This window comes from Cytobacillus pseudoceanisediminis, assembly GCF_023516215.1.
In the GTDB taxonomy this organism is placed as follows: Bacteria; Bacillota; Bacilli; order Bacillales; family Cytobacillaceae; genus Cytobacillus; species Cytobacillus pseudoceanisediminis.
The window spans coordinates 5,166,240-5,189,381 of sequence record NZ_CP097349.1 but is presented as its reverse complement, the minus strand read 5'-3'; the positions used below and the strand labels follow the sequence as shown (position 1 = coordinate 5,189,381).

Sequence of the window (23,142 nt, the reverse complement as noted above, 5' to 3'; positions counted from 1 at the left end):
TCCGCTCCAACCAACTCAGGGGATTTAGCTAGATTGTAGATTTAAATCCACAAAACTTATATTAACAGCCTTTCAAAAGAAAACTTCTCTAGAAAAAGAGAAGTTACGCAGCCATATATTCAACCCACATTTCTTTGAGCTGGTTAGAGAGAACAGGCGTATTCTTAACCATTAATTCTGCCATAAAGGAATTATTGATCGGCCCCTGCAGCACTTCTATTGGAATCAGTGCGGCTATGTATAATAGAATAAACATGATAAGATAGACTTCGATAAATCCGAGAATGCCGCCAGCCCAAACATTCAGCTGTTTTAGAATAGGAAGATGGGCAACAAAATCAAGCATGCTTCCAATAATCTGCAGTAATATTCTTACCGCAAAAAATCACGACAAATGCAATGGCGCGATAGTAAGCATCTTCAAGATCTGCATTCTCAAATAACGTCTGAATCGCCGAGTCACTGCTAAAGCTGGGATATGGCACCCATAAAGTCAGCTTAGGTGCTAGCTCGCCGTAATACATACGGGCTACAATGAAAGCAATAATGAATCCAGTCAAATGAATTAATTGAAGGATAAATCCTCTTTTCAAGCCTATAAAAAAGCCAAAAACCAAAATAATGATAATTGCAAGATCCAGCATGACTACTTTCCGTCCTTTACTCTATTTAATTCGTTTTCCAGCCGTTCCAGACGGTCTGTTAGCTTTATATAATCATTAACAGCATTGACTGCGGTTAGCACGGCTAACTTACTAATGTCGAGTGAAGGATTCTTCGAACTGATCTCACGCATTTTATCGTCAACCAGCGAAGCGACAAGGCGAACATGGCTGGAGCTCTCTGAGCCTACTATTACATATTGCTGTCCATAAATATCTACACTTGTGCGATTTCTTTGTATCTCTGACAACGCCCATGCCCTCCTTTTTTAAAGAATCCTAATCAATATCATAACATGAACGTATATTGGTGGGAAGTCAAAGCATGTCAAAAGAGCTCAGTTCATGTAAATCTTTTTCCAAATAGAGGCAGCAGATTCAAACAGTTAACAAAGATGAGGAGAATTAATATGAGCCAGGTAGTACTTTTTAAAAAAGCAAATGAAATCTCAGAAATGAAGGCCTATTATTCAGGCAGGCTAAATGACAAGCTGCCTCCCGGAAGCGTATTTGCTGCAAAGGTGCCAGGGTGTTCGATCACTGCCTATAAATCGGGGAAAGTACTCTTTCAGGGCAGCGGAAGTGAAACAGAGGCAAAAAAATGGGGAGATACCGCACGCAGTGCACAGCCGAGCAAAAAAACCAGCCCTGCAGCGGCCAACTTGCCGGAAAATATCAGTTCCCTTTCTGTCATAGGATCAGACGAAGTGGGTACCGGTGATTATTTTGGCCCCATCACGGTTGTTGCAGCTTACGTAAAAAAAGATCAAATCCCTTTGCTGAAGGAGCTTGGAGTAAAGGACTCCAAGAATCTGGGAGATGAAAAAATCATTGAAATCGCAAAACAGATAAAAGATATCGTTCCCTACAGCCTGTTAACCCTGCATAATGAAAAATACAATAAGCTTCAGCAATCAGGGATGTCACAGGGGAAAATCAAAGCATTGCTGCACAATCAGGCAATCGGGCATGTTTTAGGGAAAATTGCTCCTGAAAAGCCTGAAGCCATTTTGATTGACCAGTTTGCAAAGGAAGAGGTTTACTTCAACTATTTGAAAAACCAGCAGACCATTCAAAGGGAACGAGTCTTTTTCAGCACAAAAGCGGAAGGAATCCACCTCGCAGTTGCAGCAGCATCCATCCTGGCCCGCTATGCGTTTGTGCGCCACTTTGAAAATCTTAGCACAAAGGCCGGTTTCCGGCTCACTAAAGGCGCCGGTCCGAAGGTTGATGAAGCAGCAGCCCGGCTGATCAGAGATAAAGGGCGTGAGGCATTGCCTTCTTTTGTAAAACTGCACTTTGCGAATACTGAAAAAGCGATGAAGCTTTACAGCAGGAAGTATAATTGATAATGAAGCAGCCAATTTAAGGAGATTGGCTGCTTTTTTCCTGTTTAAGAGGACCATAACTCTTTGGAATATATATTTATCGGCCAAAAGCAGAGGTTTATCGGCCAAATGAGCTGTTTTAACGGCCAAATAAAGAAAAGGCAGCCTTCGGGCTGCCTTCCTCATTATTTTATCCTCTCAATACTGCTCCGGCTTTTTCCTTCACAGCATCCAATACTTTATCATGCGCTTTTGTTACATCTTCATCCGTTAGTGTACGTTCAGGGTCGAAGTATTTAAGGGAGAAAGCAATTGATTTTTTGCCTGGCTCCATCCGTTCGCCTTCGTACAGGTCAAAAACATGAACGTCTTTTAACAGCTTGCCGCCGGCTTCTTTAATGATTCCTTCAAGCTCGCCCGCTGCTGTTCCCTTATCTGCCACAAGGGCAATATCCCTTGTGATGGAAGGGAAACGCGGGATAGCTTCATACTGCAAAGGTGAAACTTCTTCATCCAGGATCGCTTTTAAGGAAAGCTCAAACGCATATGTTTCTTTCAAATCAAGCTCTTTTTCCACAGTAGGATGGATTTGGCCGACAAATCCCACTGATTTCCCGGAAAGCAATACTTCTGCTGTTCTTCCAGGGTGCATCCCATCCTTTTGTGCCTGACGGAATTCAGCCTTATCGGATAGTCCCAGCTTATCAAATAAGCCCTCAAGAACTCCTTTTACAGCGTAAAAATCAACCGGCTTCTTTTCTCCCTGCCATGGGTGGCTGTGCCATAAGCCAGTAACCGCTCCAGCAAGGTGCTCACGCTCTTCAGGCAGATCCTCTTCTCCATTGGAGAGGAAGACCGCTCCTGTTTCATAAACAGCCAGGCTGTCGTTCTGGCGTGCAGAGTTATATTTTAATACTTCTAGAAGCTGCGGAACAATACTTAATCGGAGCAGGCTGCGATCTTCACTCATAGGCATTGCCAGCTGCACAGGTTTGCGCTCTTCCAGTGCATATTGAGACGCTTTTGCTTCATTTGTTAATGAATAGGTTACTGCCTGGTAAAGTCCTGCACCTTCAAGGTAACGGCGGACCATTCTGCGTTTGTTCTGGTATTCAGATAGATGCCCTGGTGTAGAGGACCCAACAGGCAAAGTGGATGCCAGATTGTCGTAGCCAAATAAGCGGCCAACTTCTTCAATAAGGTCTTCTTCAATCGTAATGTCGCCTCTGCGTGTTGGAACTGTAACAGTAATCGTATCGTTATCAGTATTTGTTTCAAATTGAAGACGGGCAAATATATCCTCTACTTCTTTCATGGATAGTTCCGTGCCAAGCACACGATTGATTTTTTCAAGCGTTACAGACACCACAGCGGGTTCCACTTGCAGTGCATCTGCTTCCACGGAACCTTCAAGCACTTCCCCGCCCGCATATTGTGCAAGCAATTGAACAGCTCTTTCTGCAGCAGCTCTAACTCTGTTTGGATCCACACCTTTTTCAAAACGGGCACTTGCTTCGCTTCTTAAGCCATGATCTTTTGAAGCTTTTCTAACCGTTGCCCCTTTAAAATAAGCTGATTCGATAAGTACATTTTTAGTGTCCGACTGTACTTCAGAATTTGCCCCGCCCATGACGCCGGCAAGTGCAATGGGTTCAGACCCATTTGTTATTAAAAGGTGATCTGAGGTTAACTCACGCTTGGCATCATCAAGAGTAACAATCACTTCACCATCTCTTGCTTTGCGGACAAGGATTTGCTTTGATCCCAGCCGGTCATAATCAAAAGCATGAAGCGGCTGGCCGTATTCAAGCAGAATGTAGTTTGTGATGTCCACCACGTTATTGTGAGGGCGAATGCCCGCCGCCATTAAACGAGCCTGCATCCATACAGGAGATGGACCTATTTTTGCATTTTTTACAACCTTCGCAACGTAAAGAGGATTATCTTCTTTTGCTTCCACCTGAACTTCAATATAATCAGAAGCCTTTTCAGATGAAGTCTCAGCCTGCGGCTCAGGAAGCTTTACTCCTCTTCCTAAAATAGCAGCTACTTCATAAGCAACACCCAGCATGCTTAAGCAGTCAGAACGGTTCGGAGTCAGCCCAAGCTCAAGAATCTGGTCGTCACGATTAAGCTGCTCAAGAGCATCCTGGCCAACTTCTGTATCATTAGGGAAAACATAAATGCCTTCAGCATATTCCTTTGCAATCAGCTTGCTTTCAATGCCCAGCTCTTGAAGTGAACAGATCATTCCATTTGATTCTTCTCCTCGCAGCTTCGCGCGCTTAATTTTGAAATTGCCTGGAAGCACAGCTCCAACGGTAGCCACAGCCACTTTCTGCCCTTTATCCACATTTGGGGCACCGCATATGATTTGTACAGGCTCACCAGCTCCTGTATCAACTAAGCATTTATTCAGCTTATCAGCATTTGGATGCTGTTCTCTTTCAAGGACATGCCCTACTACAACACCTTTGATGCCTTCATTCAAAACTTCTACACCTTCAACTTCGATACCGCTTTTTGTAATCTTTTCTGCAAGCTCTGCAGGTGTAACGCCTGATAAATCAACATATTCCTGCAGCCATTTATATGAAACGAACATTTATGATCCTCCTCTTTTATTGTCCAGCTCCTGCTTCTGCCCCCTCGAGGTTATAAGTCATTCTGCCATGAGGGTTAAAGAACAACCTTCATGGCAGCTTGCCTTATGCATGTCGGGGTTGAACAGTCGCCTCCGCTTTTCTAATTACTCATGAATTGAAAATTGCTTTAAGAAACGAACATCATTTGTATAGAAGTGGCGAATATCATCCACACCATACTTCAGCATGGCAATTCGCTCAGGTCCCATTCCGAATGCAAAGCCTGTGTATTTCTTAGAGTCGAAGCCTGCCATCTCAAGAACATTGGGATGAACCATTCCGGCGCCAAGAATTTCAATCCAGCCAGTGCCTTTACATACGCTGCAGCCTTTTCCGCCGCAGATTTTACAGGAAATATCCATTTCCACAGATGGTTCTGTAAATGGGAAGAAACTTGGGCGAAGACGGATTTCCCTGTCATCTCCGAACATTTTCTTCGCAAACACTTCCAGTGTTCCTTTCAAATCGGTCATTCGGATGTTTTCATCTACAACAAGTCCTTCTATTTGCATGAACTGGTGGGAGTGTGTAGCATCATCATTGTCACGGCGATACACTTTTCCCGGACAGATGATTTTAACCGGCCCTTTGCCTTCATGCTTCTCCATTGTTCTTGCCTGTACCGGCGAAGTATGGGTACGAAGAAGAATCTCTTCTGTAATATAGAAGGAATCCTGCATATCGCGGGCAGGGTGGCCTTTAGGGAGGTTCAAGGCTTCAAAATTATAATAATCTTTTTCAACTTCAGGGCCTTCAGCTACTGTATAGCCCATTCCAATAAACAAATCTTCAATTTCTTCAATAATGCGTGTCAGCGGATGATGGTTTCCTGATTTGACAGGACGTCCAGGAAGAGTAACATCTATCTTTTCAGCAGACAGCTTTTCCTGTACTGCCGCTTCCTCAAGATGCTTCTGCTTTTCTTCAATTCCTGCAGCAATACTGTCTCTTACTTCGTTAGCAAGTGCCCCCATTTTAGGGCGCTCTTCCGCAGACAGTTTCCCCATTCCTTTTAGAACTTCAGTTATTGGACCCTTTTTGCCCAGGTAAGAAACACGGATGTCATTTAATTCTTTTAAATCAGCAGCAGTGCTGATTTTTTCCAACGCTTCAGTTTGCAGTTCCTTTAAACGTTCTTGCATCTAAATATCCTCCTTGAAATTAATACTTTTACTTTTTTGGCCAAAATAAAAAACCTCTATCCCCATAAAGGGACGAGGTTTCGCGGTACCACCCTTTTTAACACATATATGTACTTCATGCACGTGTTCACTTCATTGGGATAACGGCTTATGCCGGTACATCTTTACATCGAAAAGCGGAGGCGACAAGCATAAGACAAGATGGCATGAAGGTTGAACTTTACCTTCATGACAGATTGGCTTATGACCTCTAGCCCCTAGGAGCCGGAGCTAGACAGTTATCTATTCTTTCTCGCTTACTTTTCAATGGTCCCGATGCCAACTCAGGAGGTGAATGTTCCCTTGCATTTCCTGTAAAAATGCTTTCAGTCTTAGGCATTTTCTCCCTGAAAAGGCTGACTGCAAGGTATTGGTCTCCGTCATCGTTTTGTTATTATAATTTTGCTGTTAATTATATTACATTCTTGAGGCTGTTTCAAACGGTTTTCAAAAAATGGCCGCCCATTTTCTATTTTCTTAAGTGATAAAGAAGAATTCCGGCAGCCACCGCCACATTAAGTGATTCGCTTTTCCCGAATATCGGTATATAAAGGTTTGCTGCTGTATTAGCCAGAAGCTCTTTATTCACCCCATTTCCTTCATTTCCAACGAGCAGCGCGAAGGAATCAGAGGACTCATACTTTGTGTATTCCCGGGCATTTTCCAAAGCAGTTCCATAGACAGGAACTTTACTTTCTTTCAGTCTGCCAATCCAGTCAGACAGATTCCCTCTTAAAACCGGCAAATGGAAGTGACTGCCCTGTGCAGAGCGGAGCACCTTTGGGTTATATGCGTCAACGCTTCCTTCACCCACAATAACGGCATCGATACCAGCAGCATCTGCCGTCCTGATCATCGTACCCAGATTGCCGGGATCCTGGACGGCATCAATTAATAAAAACCGTTTTCCTTTTACTTCCTCGGAAGATGGTTCCTGACTGCAGACAGCAAAGATTCCCTGCGGCGTTTCCGTATCCGCCAGCTGCCCGATGATTTCTTCTGTAACCATTGTTACAGGGATGTCGCCATAATCCCATCCGGGAGGCATGTCTTTATTTTCACTAATGATTATTTCAGCTATTTGATTGGCTTTCAGTGCTTCTTCCACTAAATGAAAGCCTTCAACCAAAAAGGTTTCTGTTTTGTCCCGCTCTTTTTTGGTCAAAAGTTTCTTCCATTCTTTAATTTTTGGATTTTTTGCAGATTGTATATGCTTCAACACGGTCTCTCCTTTTATAGAAAATCCCGCACAACCGGAATTTCTTTATACAGTTTTTTCATTATAGCCTATTTGAAATACATAATAAAAGCGAAATTAGAGAAGATAATAACGAATTAAATCTGGAAGGAGTGCATCAAGGTGAATTTAAACCTGCGCAATGCCATTTTACACAATGTTTCAGGCAACTCTCAAGACGAACTTAAAGATACGATCGTAGATGCCATTCAAAATGGGGAAGAGAAAATGCTGCCTGGATTAGGTGTTTTGTTTGAAGTAATTTGGAAAAATTCTTCAGAGGAAGACAAGCTGGAAATGCTTCAAACATTGGAGAGCGGCCTTAAATAAAATGAAAAAACTCCGGTATAGCTCCGGAGTTTTTTTAATTCTGCTAAATAACAAAGGGTAAAACTTAGATAACTGTCCAGCGCCATCAGCTCTCGGGTCAAAGCAGCGGGCCTTCAGCTTTTCTTATTCAAAAGTAATCCTATCCACTGTTTCCTGGTCAAGCTTCTTAATCACTTCAGCAATAAGCTTAACGGCATTTTCATAGTCATCGCGGTGAAGCATTGCTGCATGGGAATGGATATAGCGAGTTGCAATGGTGATGGAAAGTGATGGAACTCCATTATGAGTAACATGAATGGCTCCTGAATCTGTTCCGCCGCCAGCGATGGCATCAAATTGATATGGGATATTCAATTCATCCGCAGTGTCTGTTACTAGATCACGAAGACCTTTGTGCGAGACCATTGATGCATCATAAAGGATGATTTGCGGCCCTTTGCCCATTTTGCTCATGGCTTCTTTTTCAGAAATCCCTGGCGTGTCACCTGCGATTCCCACATCTACACCAAATGCGATATCCGGCTCGATTTTTTGAGCCGAAGTGCGGGCTCCGCGAAGTCCAACCTCTTCCTGAACCGTTCCTACACCATATACTTCATTTGGATGATCAGCATCTTTCAATTGCTTAAGCACATCAATGGCAATTGCACAGCCGATGCGGTTATCCCAAGCCTTTGCCAATAGCATCTTTTCATTATTCATAACCGTAAACTCAAAATATGGAACCACCATGTCACCAGGTTTTACTCCCCATTCTTTCGCTTCTTCACGGCTTGAAGCACCAATATCAATGAACATGTCTTTAATTTCAACAGGCTTTTTGCGCGCATCCGGGGACAAGATATGCGGAGGCTTAGAACCAATTACCCCGGTGATATCTCCCTTGGACGTTACAATCGTCACACGCTGTGCAAGCATAACCTGTGACCACCAGCCCCCAACTGTCTGGAAGCGGATGAAACCTTTATCATCAATGTTTGTTACCATAAATCCAACTTCATCTAAGTGGCCAGCCACCATGATCTTAGGGCCGCCTTCTTTGCCGGTTTTTTTAGCAATCAGGCTTCCCAGTCCATCTGTTGTCACTTCATCAGCATATGCTGCTATGTATTTTTTCATAACCTCGCGCGGTTCGCGCTCATTTCCCGGAATTCCTTTCGCATCCGTTAAGTCTTTAAGCATGGTTAACGTTTCATCTAATTTAGCCATCATTTCGACTCCCTTAATATTTATTCAACCCTATTATACCGAACATGCGATTTAATATAAAGAATTATCAGACGGATATTTACTCCGGCTGCAGGCGGACCTGCAGGATTAGTATCCTTCAGCCTGCCTTTTATAATTTACTTCATTTTTATCTATATATGCTTTTTCTATATCTGAAGAGTTAAAACCAAGCATTTCCCCTAGCTGCAAATAGGCAGCAATAAGCTCTTTATAATCGGCTAGGGAACGGCTAGTCCGAAACTGTCCGATTTCATCATATACAGACAAAAACTGGCCATTCACTGACTCTGCCTTTTCCAAAGGAACAGCATATTCCTTTTCAGCATCAAATCCGCATTCAATTCCAAGTGATAAAATGAAATGTATACCGTCTACAAACTCTTCCAATACTGTTTCCTGAGGGGAGGATGGCTTAAGGCTCCAAAACTTGAAGCATCTTGTCTCATTTGCAAGCTCTCCCAATTCAACCAGCAGCGCAAGCACCTTACGTTCAAATAAATCTTCTTCCTCTAAACCATGATTTGATTCTATATGGCTGTCCAGCCCTTTTTGCATTTGAAATAATAGCTGATAATTCATTTTCCACCATCCTATAAGAAATAAATGATTAACATACAAAACATTGCCTATCAAAAAAATTATAACAAATCGCAAAAAGGTTGAAACTTTTTTTAATCTCATCCGTAAAGTAAGGAAAATAATAATGGAGGGCTGGTTAATATGTGGCTCCTGCGTATGCTATTGTTTGCTCTGATTCTTTTTCTTATATACACCGCGGTAAAATATCTGCTGAATTCTAAGAGAAAGCTCGAGCTTGCCCACGAACAGAAACGATATTATTTTTGGGATGACCAGGAAAATGTCAGGAAGAACTTCCTGATTACGTATAAAGGGGTTCTATTTGAGGGCGAAAAATATCTGGGAACCACGGACAATGCCTTTGATGTGGTCTCCATTTTCATCTGGCCGCACAATACATCGGCCCTTAAAGGGATGGTAAGGGAGGATTTTCTTTTTATAGAAAGAAAGATAACCGAGGCCTATCCCACTGCAAAAATTGACTGGAAAAGCCCTGTGAAGGAATTTATGCATAAAACAGCTTCACCAGGAGATGAAATTAAAAACCATTTATAAAAAAAACGTTCGGCAGCCCCGAACGTTTTTTATTATGCTGCTTTAAAGAATTCCTTCCATTTAATGACAGTCACCTTTTCCCTCAGCACAAATACTAAAACAGAAAGGGAAAGCAAAATCAGAATAACCATTGAAGGAGTGAATCGGCTGATGAATTCTCCGAAAACGGTATAAAAAACAGCCAGCGGCAAATTGGTGATCCAAGAATTTTTCAAATATTGATCAAAACCCTTATTCCTCTCCATAAGACAAAAGTTCAATAAATGGTAATGAATAAAAGGGATGAGCCTTAAAACCGCAACCTGACCGACAGTCAAATTCCGGTATTCCCCGAACCACCGCTTTCTTAGTAATGAAAGCTTTTCATGTGTCCTCGGCATTTTTGTGATCAAGAAATAAAAAAGAATGCTGCTGATCATCAGTCCTGCAATGGAGAAAACAGAACCAAAAAAACTTCCAAACAGAACTCCTCCAGTTATGCAGACAAGCGGTACCGGAATGAATAGAAACTGCCTGATGATATGAAAAAAGATAAAAGCAATGGGAGCAAGAATTCCAGCAGTCTCTGCCATGGCAAACAATAGAGTCAATTGATCATTCATGCCTTCACCTCTCCCCGATGTCATTCCTGCTGTTCCCTAAAGCTTATGGATAGCCCTGATTGTTTATGACAAGAGAATAATCAGGTACACAAGTAAGCCTGCTTCAAGCATCGCCAGAATAGGCAGTCCCCATTTAAACTGCACATGCTTTGTTTTATGCCTGAAAGCCTTCATTCCAAGAGTCATTCCCGCAGCCCCGCTCAAAATGGCTGTGATCCAGAGATTTTTTCGCTGATTCGATACTGATTCCGTTTCGCCTTCTCCTTATCAAGCTTCATCAGATAAAAACCAGCCACATTCATAATCAGATAGATAAGAGCAATTGTCTTGACCATGAGCTTTCTCCTTTATATGTATTAAGTCTGTATTGAGCTTAAATGAAACAAAAGCTTCTGTCCATTTAAAGCAAAATAAAAACCATTCCCACATTTAAGGGAATGGCTATTTTATGAATAATTATTACTTGCTAAGCTGCTGCTTTGCAACTGATGCTAATTCAGCAAATGCTTTTTCGTCAGCGATTGCTAATTCAGCAAGCATTTTGCGGTTAACTTCGATGCCAGCAAGCTTTAAACCATGCATTAAACGGCTGTAAGAAAGACCGTTCATGCGAGCTGCTGCGTTGATGCGAGTAACCCAAAGTTTGCGGAAGTCGCGCTTTTTCTGGCGACGGTCGCGGTATGCATACATTAGGGATTTCATAACCTGCTGGTTAGCAACTTTGTATAATGTATGTTTTGAACCGAAATAACCTTTAGCTAATTTGATGACTTTTTTACGACGTTTGCGAGTAACTGTACCGCCTTTTACACGTGGCATATTATTTCCCTCCTAATTTCGAGATATTACTTAAGATTTACTAGTAAGTTACGGATGCGCTTGTAATCGCCTGAAGAAACAAGAGTTCCTTTGCGAAGCTTACGCTTTTGCTTTTGAGATTTGTTAGCGAACATATGGCTTCTGTAAGCATGAGAACGCTTCAGTTTACCAGAACCTGTTCTTTTGAAACGCTTAGCAGCGCCGCGGTGAGTTTTCATTTTTGGCATTGGGAATTCCTCCTCTTACTTGTCGTTTTTCGGTGCTAAGACCATAAACATGCTTCGGCCATCCATTTTTGGATGCGATTCCACTACTGCAACTTCATTGCATGCTTGTGCAAACCGGATTAAAACACGCTGGCCAATTTCCTTATGCGTAATGGCACGACCTTTAAATCGGATCGATGCTTTTACTTTATCGCCTTTTTCAAGGAATTTAATAGCATTGCGAAGCTTTGTATTAAAGTCATGCTCTTCAATAGTCGGGCTAAGACGAACTTCTTTAATACTGATAATCTTCTGGTTTTTGCGAGCTTCTTTATCTTTCTTCTGCTGCTCGAATTTGAACTTTCCGTAGTCCATGATACGGGCTACCGGAGGTTTCGCATTCGGTGCAACCAGAACAAGATCCAGATTGGCACGAGAAGCAATTTCAAGTGCGTCGAATTTTGATTTAATACCTAACTGCTCGCCGTTTTGGTCAATAAGACGGACTTCGCGGGCGCGAATGCCCTCGTTTAACAACATATCTTTGCTAATAGCTAGACACCTCCAAGGTTTAATGCGAACACAACGTTTGGGTCAAGAAAAGCGCAAGCGCCTGCTGGAGCAGACAACTTTTAAGCTGCCAGCTGCACCGGACCAAAGCTGAATCGCAAGTTATGCAACATTTCTCTTCCGGAGCGGAAGCAGAGCTGTTTTTAACCAAATAAAAAAGTGCGGATGAAAACACCCACACTTACGTATATAAACAGAAAATGTTCACGTAAAACCTGCCAACTGCACTTTGCGTCAATCAGGTGAGAAGCGGGTGCTTCTTCTTTTCCTCAAACTGTATTCAATTTACCTTAGCTACTATATCACAAAGTATGATTTCGTGTCAAACGAATAACTTTTATCACAACGAAGAAAAGCATAACAAAATTAATCGCTTTTGGCAATATGATTTCAACATTTTTTCAAAATGAATTTAATGCCAACTTTCTGGTTTGCACAGCTGACTTGGGTATTACAGATTCTGCGGCTGTCACAAAAACTTCACAAAAAAGGGCTGCAGCTCGTGCAGCCCTTTTTCATAATTATCGTTTAACTTCTGCTTTTAATGCTGAGATGAAGTCTTCAAATGAAACTGTTTCTGATTTTTGCTCTCCATATTTACGGACATTGACAGCTTTTTCAGCTACTTCATTGTCCCCCACAACAAGCATGTATGGAGTCTTTTGCATTTGAGCTTCACGGATCTTATAGCCGATTTTTTCATTGCGGTCATCCAGCTCTACGCGGAAGCCCTCTGCCTGAAGCTGCTCCCGGACTTGTTTTGCATAATCAAAGTGAATATCAGGAGAAACCGGAATGACCTGAACTTGAACCGGGGCAAGCCATGTTGGAAATGCTCCCTTATACTCTTCAATCAGGAATGCCACAAAACGCTCCATAGTGGAAACGACACCGCGGTGGATAACGACCGGACGATGAGGCTTTCCATCTTCGGCTACATAAGTCAGGTCAAAGCGTTCAGGAAGCAAGAAGTCCAGCTGGACAGTGGATAATGTCTCATCCTTTCCAAGAGCAGTTTTAACTTGAACATCCAACTTCGGACCGTAGAAAGCTGCTTCACCTTCTGCCTCAAAATAATCAAGGCCGATTTCATCCATGGCTTCTTTAAGCATTGCCTGTGCTTTTTCCCACATTTCATCGTCATCAAAGTACTTCTCAGTATCCTGTGGATCTCTGTAGGAAAGACGGAATGAGTAGTCATTGATATCGAAGTCTTTATATACTTCAAGAATCAGGTGTACTACGCGCTTAAACTCTTCCTTAATCTGGTCAGGGCGGACAAAAATATGAGCATCGTTCAGAGTCATGCCGCGTACACGCTGAAGGCCGGATAGTGCTCCTGACATTTCATAGCGGTGCATTGTTCCAAGCTCAGCAATACGGATTGGCAGTTCACGGTAGCTGTGGATGCCATTCTTATAGATCATCATATGATGCGGGCAATTCATTGGACGAAGAACAAGCTGTTCGTTATCCATTTCCATTACAGGGAACATATCTTCCTGATAATGATCCCAGTGCCCGGATGTTTTATAAAGATCTACACTTCCCATGATCGGAGTATATACATGGTCATAGCCCAGTCTTTCTTCCTTATCAACGATATAGCGCTCGATATTGCGGCGGATTGTTGCCCCTTTTGGAAGCCACATAGGCAAGCCCTGTCCGACTTTTTGCGAATTCATGAACAAGTTAAGCTCTTTGCCGATTTTACGATGATCACGCTCTTTCGCTTCCTCAAGGAGACGCAAATGCTCGGCCAGGTCTTCTTTCTTAAAGAAAGCTGTTCCATAAATGCGCTGAAGCATCTTATTGTCACTGTCGCCTCTCCAGTAGGCGCCAGCAATACTTAATAATTTAAACTCTTTTAGTTTGCCGGTCGATGGAACGTGGACTCCGCGGCAGAGATCAAAGAATTCGCCCTGCTCATAGATTGTCACTGTTTCATCTTCAGGAATGGCTTCAATCAGTTCAAGCTTGTATTCATCACCAATTTCCTTGTACATCTGAACCGCCTCATTACGGCTGACTTCCTTGCGGACAACGTCAAGGTTTTCATTAATGATTTTCTTCATTTCTTTTTCTATCACAGGAAGGTCTTCTGGTGAAAGTGATTCTTCGAGGTCGATGTCATAATAAAATCCGCCTTCAATGACAGGACCTACCCCAAGCTTTACATTTTTATATAAACGCTTGATTGCCTGCGCCATTAGATGGGCAGTACTGTGGCGAAGAACCTCCAGCGCATCGTTTGAGTCCGGTGTTACAATTTCAATAGCTCCATCCTTTTCGATTGGACGGCGAAGATCATACATTTCTCCATCCAGCTTGCCGGCAATTGCCTTTTTCTTCAGGCCCGGGCTGATCGAAGCTGCAATATCTTCTGTTGTCGTTCCCTTAGGGTACTCCTTTACAGCTCCATCTGGAAACGAAACTTTAACAACTTCTGACATGATATTTCCTCCTTATTTATAAAGTGAAACTCCAATCAGGAGTCATTTTCTCCTGATTGTTAGTTGAACTTATCGGGCCTTACGGGCAGTTATCCATACATACTTATCGAGTGTAACCAACTTGCATGGGGATATACTGTCCGTTAGACTGCGATAAAGCGCAAGCGCCTTGATCAGCCCCGACAAGCACAAGGCGGGCCTCATAAAAAGGCGTTCTTTCCTTTTTGAAGGATCCCCGAAATGTGGAGGCGACTGCCCAGGGACGAAGACAAGCCCTGCAAGAAGGCGTTTTCTCCTTCTGAAAGGGATGGGTTAGTCTTTCGTCCCCTGGAGCCGCAACTAGACAAACTTGTGACCTCGAGGGGCTAGGCGCTGGAGCTGGATTCAGATTTTGCTCCTAAAACGGGTTATACACTTGAAAAAATAAAAAAACCCGTCCCTAAAAAAGGGACGAGTTGTATTTAACACGCGGTTCCACCCTACTTCTCGTTCTCTTAGAAGAAAAACGACTCTGTAGTAAGATAACGGTCTTTTCCCGCCAGCCCATTTCCTGGCTGGAGTTCAGAGGCGGTAAGCATTCGAATCGTGTTAGGAAGGTTTCAGCCCTGCCTTCCCTCTCTTTAAACCGTATCAGAATACCCATATCCTCATCGCAACTTTTGCTCGATTTTTATAATATGTACGTTATTATAGTTTGTTATTTCAGGAAAATCAAGGGTATCTTTTACATTTTTCATCATCGGCATAAGAATGGGCGTTTTGATAATTATAAAAGGCTTCAATAGAGCTTAATTCAAGTCTTTCTTCAAAAATATTGCGAATTGTTCTGACCAGCGGCTGCTCGAAATCATCTGAATACAGATAAATGGCTGAAGGTGCGATTGAGAGCAGCGGCGCAATCGTAACAGAATCCACGTATACAGGATGATTGGATAATAGCTTGCGGTCAATCATTCTTAATAGCTCTCCGCGTTTAATTTCGCACAAGTGCTCATCATAAAAATAAACACCTTCATCCATCACGACATGGATCGTATTAATCTTTGGCTGCTTTCCTGACAGGAAGTCCCTCAATGTATGAATAAACATCTGATATTCCTGCTCCATTTTATATTCATCGATGGAAACTTCAACGTATTTGGTCATTTCATTCATAAGCGGCCGCATTCGGAATTTTACAAAAGAATCAAAAGAAAAGGAAATGTTATTCTGAAACAGCTGATCAATTGCGCTCCTCAAGCTTTCTTTTACATCCAGGCCACTGACAAACGCAGCAAGATCCTCCCTGCTTCCTTCCAAAATAGAGTGAATGATTTCAAGAATCTGCTGCTGTTCACCTTCATCCTCATAATAATAATGCTCCATCAGTATCCGTTTAAACCAATCATCCTGCTTCTGGTTCACTATAAATTGAAAAAATACTTCCTTAACAATATTCAGGACATTGCCGTTATTTCCAGCAGAGACTCTGACTATATGTCGATCTTCAAAATGAAGAATATTATTATCACATTGACAAAAAGACTGCAGCTGCACATAAAGATGCTCATAAAAATTCCTCGCATCCGTGCTGCTTTGGAAAATGATTTCGATCAACCAAATCCCCCTTTATACAAATCTCTGTTCTATGTATATGGCGGACTTGGCCAAGTTAGAAGTGGGATTAGCCTTTTAGTGCATTAAACTATAAGAAAAGCGGAAGCGCCTTGCCCATGAAGGAACGCAGACTAAAAACGCCACGTCCTCCCAAAAGCTAATGCTTTCGGTCGTGCGATGTATACGCTGCCGAAGCTAGACAGTATCAAAGTTCAAAGGAATGATTTCTTACTTTATAACAAAAGCTGCCGGATACTTTATCGGCAGCTTTCAGATTATACTCTTCTGTTCGGTCCTTCTACAAGCACTGGTTCAGCAAGGTATTTAATGCGCTCCATGATTCTCCTTGCCTTCATTTTCTCTTCCTCTCCGCGCTGGCTGTAGGAGAGATGATGTTCAAGACCCTGCAGGTCGAAATTGGAAGTAAAGAAAGTTGGCAGGCTTTCCTGCATGCGGAACTGCAGAATCGGCCCTAAAATCTCATCCCTTGTCCAGCTGGACATGGTTTCTGCACCAATGTCATCAAACATTAAAACCGGTGCTTTTTTAATGGTTTCAATTTTGCTGTTAAGAGTTTGATCTCCAATTGAATTTTTCAATTCCCTGAATAGTTCAGGAACGTAGACAATCATGGAGGATACTTTCTGGCTTGCAAGCTTATTGGCGATAGCACCAAGCAAATAAGATTTTCCTACACCGAATTTCCCATAAAAATAAATTCCTTTTCCCTTGGATCCCGGCTGGTAGTCCATAACAAAAGATGCCGCCTTATCAACGGCCTCAATACGATCGTCATCATCATATATGGAATCAAAAGTGGCATGAAGGATATCAGATGGTACATATAAGCTCTGAATTAATTTTTCATTTCTCCGCTTCTCATCGTGCATGACCTTGCGCGGGCACTTATCATATTTCAGATCGACCGATCCTCTTTGAATCACAAGTTCCGGATGATAGCCCTGCATAAAGTTCACACAGCCCTCCAGGCTCGGACATTTATTGCACTCCTTGCTCTGCTGTGTATACTCAAAGAGTTTGCTAAGGCTCTTTTCAACCATCTCAGATGTCAATTCATCTTGATGAGTTTGGATAAAAGCCTTTACTTCAGGGTGATTAAGCGTTTGGTTTCTCATCATTTCATACCTTTTTTGAAAACCTTCATTGCCCGCAAGGCGCCTTAATGTTTCATTAATTTTCTCCATCAATCAGTCACCTCCTGTGAACGCAGTTTTTTTAATTTTTCATGAAGCTCCTTTTTCTTCATTTCCAGCTCATACTGATCCTTTTCGCTTATTTGCTGCTGGGGCTCTTTCTTTTTGGCTGATGAACTGCTTTTTTCATCAAACCAGTCCGGAAGCATCTCTGTCCTGATTGGCTTCTTTTTGTTACCGGTTGTGCTGGCTGTTTTCTTTCCTTCCGCCCAATCCAGGTATTGACGGTGTTCTTTCTTAGCTAAAGCTATAGCTTCCTGGGGTGTTTTTATTTTCTTTCTAGCCCAGTGGCCAGCTATTTTTTCTACGTAGCCTTTGGTCAATTTCATATCTGTTTTGAGCATAACATATTGAATCAGTACATTAATTACCCCTGGCAAAAGCTTTTGCTGAAACATGACATCTTCAATGATCTGCATATCGCCTTTTGATGGCTCTGCCCCTCCTGATATATCTTTTAATAGCTGCCTTGGTGAGGTGATTTCCAAATAACGGATCAACTCTTCTTCCTGCGTTTCAGGCTGTTTTTTATGAGTCTGATGGATGGCAGGCTGAACCCTGTCAATCAGGGATGGCAGCTGGTCCTGGTTTTGGAATTGATACCAGTCCCGTGCAGATTTTCTCAACTCATCAATGTTTATCTCATTATCTTCATTTACTGCGCTGATGACGATATTTTTCATTTGAATGGGGTCGATTCCGTACAAAAAGGCAAGATTGCTGATAGATTCCTTTACTTTAACTGTAATGGCCTTTTTCGGTACTAGTGATTCATTCAGCCCTGCCTGAAGCAGTTCAAAATTAAAATCTTCATTCCCGATTTGAATACCTTCCTGCTCCTGCCTTCCAATATACCCTTCCACCTCTGATTCATTCATCAGCTGCACCACTTCATCGTCAATCTCAAAAGAACCAGGGTGTCCTGATTGAAATACATCCTGAAAAGCCTTGGTTACTTCCTCATACCCTGTAGCTGTCTTCACCTTCTGTTCTGAGAAGAAGCGTTTAAGCCTCATAAATTGGTTTCTGCCCAATTTCTTATAAAGATAAATATTAAGCATGCCATCAAGGAAAAATTGTTCAGGTGTCAGCGGGGGAAGCAGTTCATAAATAAATGACCTTGTCTCTTCATCTTTGTTTACGTATACCTTTAAAAGTCCTATCCCTTCAAGCTTAAGGCGGGCTTCATATATATCCTTAAGCCCCATGTCCATGAAATTCATTAAACTATGGTGTGAATTAGAAGATGACCATAGCCGATTTTCTTCAAGTTCCGCCCATAATGTCATATATAAACTGAAGCACACAGAGCCAATGAGCGGCTGGTATAACAGCGTCAGCACTTTTCGGTCATAATCATGCAAAAGCCCGCTGGCTGCTACTGTATATCGATCAATGGGGAGCATCTCCTGCCAATGCTGGGCCATGGTATTTCACCTTTTTCTATTAAGAATATTTATCACATTGATTAATATCAAAAACATATACCGTAAAAAAAGAGCCAAAGAAATCCTTCAGCCCATCAAACTATTTCATTCGAAATCAGGGACAGCGGCAACTGACCTGATTTAAGAGTGTTCTTTTTTGATTAATTCTTTGAGTTCATCAATAAAAACATTGATATCTTTAAATTGCCTGTAAACCGATGCGAAACGAACATATGCCACATCATCCACATTTGCGAGCCTGTCCATGACCATTTCGCCAATTTCATCACTTTTTATTTCAGAGACACCGTTGCTGCGGAGCTCTTTTTCCACTTCAAAAGTAATGTCCTCCAGGTCCTTTAGGGCAACCGGCCTCTTTTCACATGCCTTAATAAGGCCTCTAAGTATTTTTTCCCGGCTGAATTCCTCTCTGGTGCCTTCTTTTTTCACAACAATTAAAGGAATTTCTTCCACTTTTTCAAAAGTCGTAAACCGGTACCCGCATTTCTCGCATTCCCTTCTGCGCCGAATGGATCTGCTGTCATCAACAGGACGGGAATCGAGAACACGGGTATTATTGTTTTGGCATGAAGGGCATCTCATACAATCAGCTCCGAATTCTTTTATAAGTAAGTTATTTTGCTGGCGTTAGATCAATTACCGAATTTTATTTGATACTCTTATCTTATAAAAAAGGAGTTGTCAGTACAAGTACAACTATTTATCTGCGTTTCTTGCAGAACCGAGAAAATCATGCCGTTTATTCACCTTTTCATAAATGGAAAGAACTTCTCCCTTAAGGATTGGGTGGACACCTGCCGGGGAGGATTGCTCAGTTGAGATATTGATATCTACAGCCGTTTCGAAAGGCCTGACAGTCACGACTGTGACAATGGCAAAACAAGCTTTATTTTTCTTAATTTCTGCTGCTATCTCGCCGCGTTCTCTGGAAATGCTGAGAATGTTCACATTCTGGTCTGCTTTAAATAAATCTTCAATCGTTTGCATCATTTGAGCTGTATTGGTTCTATAATATCTTGTAGTGAGCTCAGGATCAGAGTGGTTTTCATTTGTTTCACACTGCTTTTTATAGCGGCTGGCAAGCTGCCTGAAAATAGACATCCTCTTTCCTCCGATATTTATTATGTATCCTTATTGTACTATTTTTGAGGAAGATACTAAAGGTAGTGGCAGAGTATTAAACAAAATAAAAAGAGGTGTATTGAATACACCTCTGGATTGCCTAAGATCATTCTGTTATTAAAGTACTTGAGCTTGTTTAACTTGAACTGGACCCATACCGCGAGGAATTTCGATATTCTCACGCGTTTGAGCTCCTAACGATTCTGCAATAAAGTCTGCAGCGATGTTAGGGTCAAGATCTCCACACGTATACACATCAATGCTGGCATAGCCATGCTCCGGGAAGCTGTGAATAGTTAAATGAGATTCAGAGATGATAACCACTCCGCTTACACCCTGTGGTGCAAATTTATGAAATGCAACCTCGCGAATTTCAGCACCAGATTTTAATGCAGCATTTACGAATGTCTGCTCAATAAAATCCATATCATTTAACTTTTCAAAATCGCATCCCCAAAGTTCTGAGATTACGTGACGACCCATAGTTTCCATATTCAAATTTCCCCCTTTAAACTTTTAAGCTATTAATTAATGAAATTCCAGATTTAAACTGGTCCATAACTACCACGGGGAAAGTTAGTCCAGAGAGGTCCTAACCCTTTAAGTAGCTACCATACCAAAACCTCGGAGAAGTTCACGAGGATTAGTATACTTTGTTTAATTTCTTTTTGCAACACATTGTTTTACATTTTTTTTGGCAAAATTTCTGAAGGCTTTGTCCTTCTCAGGATTTAATTCTGTCCAATAAAAGGAGCCTGCCGGGGAATGGCAGGCTTTAAGGGTATGGGTAGTTTTATATTAAGAGAAATTGGCGATTATCCAATTTTTACTGCAGATGCCTGGAAAAGTTCCTGTGCAACAAATTTTGTTAAGTCTACAACACGGCAGGAATAACCCCACTCATTATCGTACCATGCAAGTACTTTTACTTTGCTGGTGCCGATTACCATTGTAGATAATCCATCGATGATGGCAGAGTGTTCATTTGTGTTGAAATCAATTGAAACCAATGGTTCGTCAGTAATATCAAGGATACCGTGCAGCGATCCCTGTGAAGCAGTTGCAAATGCCGCATTCACTTCTTCTAATGTAACGTCGCGCTTTAAGTCCACTACGAGGTCAACTAATGAAACGTTAGGCGTTGGGACACGGAGTGCCATTCCATGCAATTTGCCCTTTAAGTGAGGCAATACCAGCGACAAAGCTTTAGCGGCACCAGTGGAAGTCGGGATTATGGACTGTCCGCAAGCACGCGCCCGGCGTAAATCCTTATGCGGGTTATCAATATTTTTTTGGTCGTTTGTATATGCATGAACTGTTGTCATAAGTCCGTTTTCAATGCCAAATTGTTCATCAAGGACTTTTGCAACAGGTGCAAGACAGTTTGTTGTACATGAAGCATTAGAAATAATATCATGTTCTTCAATTTTTAATGCGCTTTCATTTACGCCCATAACAATAGTCACATCTTCATTTTTTCCAGGAGCAGTCAGAATTACTTTTTTAGCTCCGGCTTCAAGGTGAAGAGCTGCTTTATCACGTGAATTGAACTTTCCTGTTGCTTCAATGACGATATCGATGTTCAATTCTTTCCACGGAAGCTCTTCAGGATTTCGGCTGCTGACAAGCTTAACACTTTTTCCGTTCACCACAATAGCATTGTCTTCAGGAACAACACTTCCTTCGAATGGTCCGTGGTTTGTATCATATTTAATTAAGTGTGCCAAAGTTTCAGCTGGATAACTTGCATTTATGGCAACCACTTCAAGATTTTCATCAAGGATGGCTTTTCTAAAAACCATACGTCCAATTCTTCCAAAACCGTTAATCGCTATTCTCGCCTTCATGTTACGGCCCCTTCCGCATTAGTGTTATACTTTTTGTTACCCTAAGATGTAATTAGTATAACATATTAAAAATCATTTGTGATGAATTAAATGCGGATTTTTTAATGTTTAACAATTCAGAAATATAAACCCTTTACTTTCACCATGTTTTATGGGGTAATGGTCTAAAAATCAGAAACATAAAGTTTATTTTTGTCATACTAATTGGGTATTAAATGCAACAAAAAAGAGCCCGTGACAGGCCCTTAGATAGCATTCCATTTTCTTAAAATATCCCACAATTGTTTCTCTGTTTCTTCAATCCTGCCATTATTATCGATTACAGCATCGGCCAATGCCTTCTTTTCTCTTAAAGGCATTTGGGAATGAATTCTTGCCATTGCTTCTTTCTCGGAAAGCTGATTTCTTTGCATCAGCCTCTGCAGCTGTATACCTTCATCTGCATAAACTAATAATGTTTTGTCGCACATGTATTGTAATTTACTTTCAAATAAAAGCGGTATATCTAAAATAATCATCTGTTCATTACGGCTGATTGCTTGTTCCTTTTTGGCTGTCATTCTTTTGCGGACAGCAGGATGTACAATGCTATTTAAGGCTTTCCGCTCTTTTTCATCATGAAAAATAATGGAGCCCAGTTCCGCACGATCAATTGAACCGTCTTTGAGCAGAACCCTTTCCCCAAAATGACGGACAATTTCCTGATAAGCTTCCTCTCCTTTTTCAACAGCTAATCTGGCTTCTATATCCGCGTCGATTACAGTGTATCCTTTTTCGATGAGGAGAGATGAAACGGTGCTTTTCCCGCTTGCAATCCCGCCTGTCAAACCTACAGTCAGTGACATAGTGTGTTCCTTTCATATAAAATGCTAGATTTTTAATATCCCGATTACGATTAAAATAATTCCAGGGATGAATGAGAACTTATGGACCCACCCGCTTTTGGAGAAGAGGGATCCTACTTGCATTCCCATAAACACAAACAGAGAACTCATAACGGCGACTGTCATTGCCAGGTAGAAAGGCGAGTACCCAAGCATAGCTGCACCGATCCCAGCTCCGAAAGCATCAAGGGATAAAGCGAGCCCGAGCATCAGTGCTTCAATTCCTGTGATGGTTCCGGATTTGTCAAAATCAGCGGACATCGGCTTTTTCAGGATATTAATGACAAGCCCAAGAGATTTGATTTCCAGGTTCACAATCGTTTTTTCATGCGGCAGGACATCCTTAATCTTTTCCGGCCTGAAAAATTGATAAAGTACCCAGGCACCAAGAAAAATAAGTATGACTCCCCCAAAACTTTCAGCTAAAGCCGGAGATAAAAAGGCTTCTATAAAATGGCCAATTGTCATGGCAGCCATTAATGTTAAAGCTGAACAGCAAGCGATTATACTGATCGATTTAAATGGTATGCTCATTTTCCTTAAGCCATAGGTTAAACCGACACTAAAACTGTCAAGACTGACAGCAAAAGCAAGTATCAAAAGAGAGAATGTATGCGCCATAGAATAGAGCTCC

Annotated in this window: 24 protein-coding genes, 2 pseudogenes and 1 other annotated feature; of the genes and pseudogenes, 3 read left to right on the top strand and 23 right to left on the bottom strand. The window is 41.8% G+C overall.

Features of this window, described 5'->3' with window-relative positions; genetic code table 11:
• Positions 1 to 103 precede the first annotated feature (103 nt).
• Positions 104 to 644: pseudogene (locus M5V91_RS27615) on the bottom strand (CvpA family protein).
• A 2-nt stretch (positions 645 to 646) separates the two neighbouring features.
• Positions 647 to 913, bottom strand: coding sequence for a cell division protein ZapA (zapA, locus tag M5V91_RS27610; RefSeq protein ID WP_009333202.1), 267 nt, complete (start codon positions 911 to 913; stop codon positions 647 to 649).
• 159 nt (positions 914 to 1,072) lie between these two features.
• On the opposite strand from zapA, the gene rnhC reads away from it, so the two are divergent.
• Entirely contained in the window at positions 1,073 to 2,011 is a 939-nt protein-coding gene (rnhC, locus tag M5V91_RS27605) for a ribonuclease HIII (protein ID WP_284521622.1), read from the top strand.
• A gap of 169 nt (positions 2,012 to 2,180) precedes the next feature.
• Here rnhC and pheT read toward each other — a convergent pair whose 3' ends face one another.
• The 3 genes from pheT to M5V91_RS27590 all read right to left on the bottom strand — a co-directional run bounded on the left by pheT (position 2,181) and on the right by M5V91_RS27590 (position 7,035).
• Positions 2,181 to 4,595, bottom strand: coding sequence for a phenylalanine--tRNA ligase subunit beta (pheT, locus tag M5V91_RS27600; protein ID WP_251174727.1), 2,415 nt, complete (start codon positions 4,593 to 4,595; stop codon positions 2,181 to 2,183).
• A gap of 144 nt (positions 4,596 to 4,739) precedes the next feature.
• On the bottom strand, positions 4,740 to 5,777 hold the full coding sequence (gene pheS / locus M5V91_RS27595; RefSeq protein ID WP_009333205.1) for a phenylalanine--tRNA ligase subunit alpha: 1,038 nt from the start codon (positions 5,775 to 5,777) through the stop codon (positions 4,740 to 4,742).
• Between the two features lie 508 nt (positions 5,778 to 6,285).
• The gene (locus M5V91_RS27590) at positions 6,286 to 7,035 is read right to left on the bottom strand and encodes a TrmH family RNA methyltransferase (RefSeq protein ID WP_019383093.1); all 750 of its coding nucleotides are present in this window, start codon (positions 7,033 to 7,035) and stop codon (positions 6,286 to 6,288) included.
• A 141-nt stretch (positions 7,036 to 7,176) separates the two neighbouring features.
• Here M5V91_RS27590 and sspI point away from each other — a divergent pair, with 141 nt between their 5' ends.
• Complete coding sequence (gene sspI / locus M5V91_RS27585; protein WP_009333207.1) at positions 7,177 to 7,383, top strand: small acid-soluble spore protein SspI; 207 nt, start codon at positions 7,177 to 7,179, stop codon at positions 7,381 to 7,383.
• A gap of 123 nt (positions 7,384 to 7,506) precedes the next feature.
• Here the strand turns inward: sspI and M5V91_RS27580 are convergent, their stop codons facing one another.
• On the bottom strand, positions 7,507 to 8,592 hold the full coding sequence (locus M5V91_RS27580; protein ID WP_019383092.1) for a M42 family metallopeptidase: 1,086 nt from the start codon (positions 8,590 to 8,592) through the stop codon (positions 7,507 to 7,509).
• A 108-nt stretch (positions 8,593 to 8,700) separates the two neighbouring features.
• Complete coding sequence (locus M5V91_RS27575; RefSeq protein WP_009333210.1) at positions 8,701 to 9,192, bottom strand: dUTP diphosphatase; 492 nt, start codon at positions 9,190 to 9,192, stop codon at positions 8,701 to 8,703.
• 141 nt (positions 9,193 to 9,333) lie between these two features.
• Here M5V91_RS27575 and M5V91_RS27570 point away from each other — a divergent pair, with 141 nt between their 5' ends.
• On the top strand, positions 9,334 to 9,747 hold the full coding sequence (locus M5V91_RS27570) for a hypothetical protein (RefSeq protein ID WP_009333211.1): 414 nt from the start codon (positions 9,334 to 9,336) through the stop codon (positions 9,745 to 9,747).
• Between the two features lie 32 nt (positions 9,748 to 9,779).
• On the opposite strand, the gene M5V91_RS27565 is transcribed toward M5V91_RS27570, so the two are convergent.
• From M5V91_RS27565 to ytaF, 16 genes and pseudogenes are all read right to left on the bottom strand, one after another.
• Positions 9,780 to 10,349: a TVP38/TMEM64 family protein gene (locus M5V91_RS27565; protein ID WP_019383090.1), complete on the bottom strand. Its 570-nt coding sequence runs from the start codon at positions 10,347 to 10,349 to the stop codon at positions 9,780 to 9,782.
• 63 nt (positions 10,350 to 10,412) lie between these two features.
• Entirely contained in the window at positions 10,413 to 10,535 is a 123-nt protein-coding gene (locus tag M5V91_RS30765; protein ID WP_369426012.1) for a DUF1294 domain-containing protein, read from the bottom strand.
• Positions 10,536 to 10,544: 9 nt separating this feature from the next.
• A pseudogene (locus M5V91_RS30760) lies at positions 10,545 to 10,627 on the bottom strand (DUF1294 domain-containing protein); the annotation flags it as partial.
• A 181-nt stretch (positions 10,628 to 10,808) separates the two neighbouring features.
• Positions 10,809 to 11,168 carry a 50S ribosomal protein L20 gene (rplT, locus tag M5V91_RS27555; RefSeq protein ID WP_009333214.1) on the bottom strand — a complete coding sequence of 120 codons (360 nt, stop codon included), beginning with the start codon at positions 11,166 to 11,168 and terminating at the stop codon, positions 10,809 to 10,811.
• A 26-nt stretch (positions 11,169 to 11,194) separates the two neighbouring features.
• Positions 11,195 to 11,395 (bottom strand): 50S ribosomal protein L35, encoded by a 201-nt coding sequence (gene rpmI, locus M5V91_RS27550; RefSeq protein ID WP_009333215.1) that lies wholly within the window; start codon positions 11,393 to 11,395, stop codon positions 11,195 to 11,197.
• Positions 11,396 to 11,410: 15 nt separating this feature from the next.
• Positions 11,411 to 11,914, bottom strand: coding sequence for a translation initiation factor IF-3 (infC, locus tag M5V91_RS27545; protein ID WP_009333216.1), 504 nt, complete (start codon positions 11,912 to 11,914; stop codon positions 11,411 to 11,413).
• Positions 11,915 to 12,091: 177 nt separating this feature from the next.
• Positions 12,092 to 12,215, bottom strand: a sequence feature (ribosomal protein L20 leader region).
• A gap of 250 nt (positions 12,216 to 12,465) precedes the next feature.
• Positions 12,466 to 14,397 carry a threonine--tRNA ligase gene (gene thrS / locus M5V91_RS27540; RefSeq protein WP_009333217.1) on the bottom strand — a complete coding sequence of 644 codons (1,932 nt, stop codon included), beginning with the start codon at positions 14,395 to 14,397 and terminating at the stop codon, positions 12,466 to 12,468.
• A 711-nt stretch (positions 14,398 to 15,108) separates the two neighbouring features.
• On the bottom strand, positions 15,109 to 15,993 hold the full coding sequence (ytxC, locus tag M5V91_RS27535; RefSeq protein WP_019383088.1) for a putative sporulation protein YtxC: 885 nt from the start codon (positions 15,991 to 15,993) through the stop codon (positions 15,109 to 15,111).
• A 275-nt stretch (positions 15,994 to 16,268) separates the two neighbouring features.
• Positions 16,269 to 17,198, bottom strand: coding sequence for a primosomal protein DnaI (gene dnaI, locus M5V91_RS27530; RefSeq protein ID WP_019383087.1), 930 nt, complete (start codon positions 17,196 to 17,198; stop codon positions 16,269 to 16,271).
• Positions 17,198 to 18,634 carry a replication initiation and membrane attachment family protein gene (locus M5V91_RS27525; RefSeq protein WP_009333220.1) on the bottom strand — a complete coding sequence of 479 codons (1,437 nt, stop codon included), beginning with the start codon at positions 18,632 to 18,634 and terminating at the stop codon, positions 17,198 to 17,200. The genes dnaI and M5V91_RS27525 overlap by 1 nt, the downstream gene beginning before the upstream one ends.
• A 141-nt stretch (positions 18,635 to 18,775) precedes the next feature.
• Complete coding sequence (nrdR, locus tag M5V91_RS27520; RefSeq protein ID WP_009333221.1) at positions 18,776 to 19,237, bottom strand: transcriptional regulator NrdR; 462 nt, start codon at positions 19,235 to 19,237, stop codon at positions 18,776 to 18,778.
• A gap of 114 nt (positions 19,238 to 19,351) precedes the next feature.
• The gene (locus M5V91_RS27515) at positions 19,352 to 19,756 is read right to left on the bottom strand and encodes a hypothetical protein (protein ID WP_009333222.1); all 405 of its coding nucleotides are present in this window, start codon (positions 19,754 to 19,756) and stop codon (positions 19,352 to 19,354) included.
• Between the two features lie 138 nt (positions 19,757 to 19,894).
• Positions 19,895 to 20,269 carry an adenosylmethionine decarboxylase gene (gene speD / locus M5V91_RS27510; RefSeq protein ID WP_009333223.1) on the bottom strand — a complete coding sequence of 125 codons (375 nt, stop codon included), beginning with the start codon at positions 20,267 to 20,269 and terminating at the stop codon, positions 19,895 to 19,897.
• A 323-nt stretch (positions 20,270 to 20,592) separates the two neighbouring features.
• Positions 20,593 to 21,624: a glyceraldehyde-3-phosphate dehydrogenase gene (locus tag M5V91_RS27505; protein WP_009333224.1), complete on the bottom strand. Its 1,032-nt coding sequence runs from the start codon at positions 21,622 to 21,624 to the stop codon at positions 20,593 to 20,595.
• A 245-nt stretch (positions 21,625 to 21,869) separates the two neighbouring features.
• Entirely contained in the window at positions 21,870 to 22,469 is a 600-nt protein-coding gene (coaE, locus tag M5V91_RS27500) for a dephospho-CoA kinase (RefSeq protein WP_009333225.1), read from the bottom strand.
• 24 nt (positions 22,470 to 22,493) lie between these two features.
• On the bottom strand, positions 22,494 to 23,129 hold the full coding sequence (gene ytaF / locus M5V91_RS27495; protein ID WP_009333226.1) for a sporulation membrane protein YtaF: 636 nt from the start codon (positions 23,127 to 23,129) through the stop codon (positions 22,494 to 22,496).
• Positions 23,130 to 23,142 lie beyond the last annotated feature (13 nt).